Annotated in this window: 3 protein-coding genes and 1 pseudogene; 1 reads left to right on the top strand and 3 read right to left on the bottom strand. The window is 72.1% G+C overall.

The genetic code is table 11. From position 1 onward, the window contains the following. The first annotated feature begins 105 nt into the window (after nucleotides 1-105). Nucleotides 106-291 carry a hypothetical protein gene (locus AOK11_RS34250; RefSeq protein ID WP_055597558.1) on the top strand — a complete coding sequence of 62 codons (186 nt, stop codon included), beginning with the start codon at nucleotides 106-108 and terminating at the stop codon, nucleotides 289-291. 28 nt (nucleotides 292-319) lie between these two features. Here the strand turns inward: AOK11_RS34250 and AOK11_RS46295 are convergent, their stop codons facing one another. The 3 genes and pseudogenes from AOK11_RS46295 to AOK11_RS34240 form a co-directional block, all read right to left on the bottom strand. After that, a complete protein-coding gene (locus AOK11_RS46295; protein ID WP_470629212.1) occupies nucleotides 320-1045 on the bottom strand; it encodes an extracellular solute-binding protein in 726 nt (241 codons plus the stop codon). 124 nt (nucleotides 1046-1169) lie between these two features. Next, a pseudogene (locus AOK11_RS46290) lies at nucleotides 1170-1766 on the bottom strand (extracellular solute-binding protein); the annotation flags it as partial. Beyond that, on the bottom strand, nucleotides 1763-2781 hold a 1019-nt coding region (locus AOK11_RS34240), incomplete at its 5' end, for a vWA domain-containing protein (protein WP_206188985.1). The gene AOK11_RS34240 and the pseudogene AOK11_RS46290, both read right to left, overlap by 4 nt.

Genomic DNA, 2781 nt, shown 5'->3' with positions numbered 1-2781 from the left:
CCCTTATGGCCAACCCCCTTTGTACCCCTTGCCGTTCGAGTCCGGCAGCCCTTAGGTTCAACCGCGGATTCACCGTGCCCCACCCATCGCTGCTGCGAGGTCGCCGTGCTGAAACGCATTCGCACCACCAGGCGTTACGGCACCACCAGGCGTTACGTCAGAGGCTTCGTCGCGGCCGTCGCCGCGGTCACCGCACTGGTCCTGGCAGCCAACGCGGGCCCGGCCAAGGCCACCCACCCCGAGAAGCCGAGCCACAGCACCACGAGCCCGGTGGAAGCAGCCATCCGCTAGGACCCGGCCCGTCCGCAGCCNNCCAGGTCTAATGCGGGAGGGCCTTGCGCAGGGCTTTGTCCAGTTGTTCGGCCAGGACCTCGTCCGACTGCACGTCGTCGCTGTGCAGCGAGCCGAGCCGGGTGGTGAACGTCTGGGTGAACGCGCCGTACAGCGGGGTCCTCGGCCGGTGGACCGCTTTCCCCAGGGCCGGCAGGAGGATGTCGCGGGCGTAGGCGGGGCGGCCGCCCCCGTCCCGCGGGACCGGATCGGCGCCCTCGCCCGTGGGGGACGCCGAGGGCCCGGGGCCGACCGCGGTGCACCGCTCGCCGTCCGCGTCGCCCTCGTAGGCCGAGGTGCGGGTCGCCGCGAAGCCCGCCTCCAGCAGGCAGCGCTCGCTCTCCTTCCCGGTGAGGAACCGGATCAGCTCGGCCGCCTTGCCCTTGCGCTGCGACACCCCGGTGACCGCGAGGTTCTGTCCGCCGAGTACCGCCCGGCCGGGCAGCGGGGCGACCCCGAGCTGCCCCTCGGAGAAGGTCCGGTACAGGGTGCGGTACTCCGACGGCCAGTGCCGCAGGAACGCGGTGCGGCCCTCGACGAAGTCGCTCAGCGACGCGTTCTCGTCGGAGGAGTGGGCGTCCTGGAGGGTGTACGCCGTCTCCGTACGGCGGCGCAGCTCCCTGATCCCCTCGGTCAGCTCGTCGACGTCGCCGGTGTAGCGGCCTTTCCCGTCGACCAGCTCGAGGCCCGGCACCGCGGACGCGAACGCCTCCACCGCGTTGACCGTACGGCCCTCGTAGGCGGCGAGCTGGGTGGTCCAGCCCTTCTCGTAGGTGTCCGGGGGGGCGCCGGGCGTTCAGGTCGTCGACGAGGCCCCGCAGCTTGTTCCAGTCGAGGCCGGCGCCGAGGTCGGGCCGCTCGACTCCGGCCCGCTTCAGGTAGTCGCGCCGGTAGTACAGCAGACCGACGTCGCTGTTGAACGGCACCGCGTACACCTCCCCGTCCCACCGGGCCGTGCCGGCCACGGACGGGATGATGTCGTCGTCGACCAGGTTGTGGAGCAGCGGTTCGATCAGGCCGGCGGTGGCGAACTCGGGCACCCAGGTCACGTCCAGGTTGACCACGTCGTAGGCGGCGCTGCGGGACTGCAGGGCGCCGAGCAGCTGGCTGCGCTGTTCGTCGGCGCTGCCGGGAAGCTCGACCAGGCGGGCCCGGAAGTCGGACTTCTTCCGCTGCTCGCGCAGGTTCCAGGCGTCGATGAGCTGCTGGCGTATGCCGTTCTTGCCGGTGACGTCCCGGCCGCTGGCGATCACGATGGGGCCGGTCACGTCGCCCGAGGCGGTGGATCCGGCAGAAGCACCGGCGTCGCCGTCGTCCGCGCCGCGGGTGCCTCCGCCGGTGCAGGCGGCGAGGACGACGACCAGCAGCAGGGTGAACGCCAGGGCGAGCCGCGGGGTCGCCGGCCCGCCGGTGAGCCGTCGGGGCCGGGCCGTCATTCATCCCCCGTTCCGGTGCGGGCGACCTCGTCGCGCAGGGCCGTGCCGGGGTCGTCGCCGCTGTCCAGGCAGCGGCCCTTACTGGCGTCGGCGATCTGCCGGTCCGGCCTGCCCGGGTCGCAGCCGCCGTTCGTCAGGGACACCACGGTCATCGGCACCTCGGCCCGCCGCGCCCCGGAGAGGATGTCCCCCAGACGGTCCTGGGAGAGCTGGTCGCTGTCCTCGCTGTCGGTGATGTACACGATCAGCCGCCGGCGGTTGTCGTTCTCGGACCGTTCCATCGCCTCGAACGCGGCGTCCAGGGCGTCGTGCGGATCGGCTTCGGCGTCCCGCACCCGGGCACGGGCGTCGAGGACGCGCTCGGCGTCGGCCCGCCGGTGCGAGCCGGGCTTCAGCAGTTTCTCGTACGACCGGTCGCCGGTCTCCGCCACCGCCCACACGCCGTACTCGTCCTCTTCGCCGAGGCCGCCCAGCGACTGCTTCAGCAGTCCGGGGGCCCCGCTCGACCCCTTCCACACTTCCCTCATCGAAAGGGAACTGTCCAGCAGATAGAGCACCCGTCCCGGTCCGCCCGCCGCCCGGTACTCCTTCAGGGCCTCTTCCATCTTGTCCTGCCGGGCGAACCGGTCGAGTGCGGGGGATGCGGCCAGCACGCCGTCGGCCTTCGTGTCCCGGTCCAGCAGCTCCCACTTGTACGGATTACGGAAACCGTTCTTGGCGAACACCGCTTGACCCTCCTCACCGGTCAGCCAGTCCTGGAAGGCGGCGGCCGACGCGTTGCGGGCTTCCTTGTCCCGGTCCGCGCCCTGCCAGCTGACCCGGACGAACACCGGGGCCACGCCGGGGACGTCCTTGGGGTACTGGGCCGTGCGGCGGGTGCGCGTGGTGCTGTCGCAGCCGACGCCGCTGCGCATCAGGAACTCGGGGACCAGGGCGGCCGTGTGGTTGTCCACGTCTTCGCGGTCGGGCAGCGTGCACAGCAGCTCGGCGGCGGTGGGGGAGGGCGGGCCCGACT

The sequence above is a fragment of the Streptomyces hirsutus genome, assembly GCF_001418415.1.
Lineage (GTDB): Bacteria > Actinomycetota > Actinomycetes > Streptomycetales > Streptomycetaceae > Streptomyces > Streptomyces hirsutus.
This window is presented reverse-complemented; position numbering and strand designations above follow the sequence as displayed.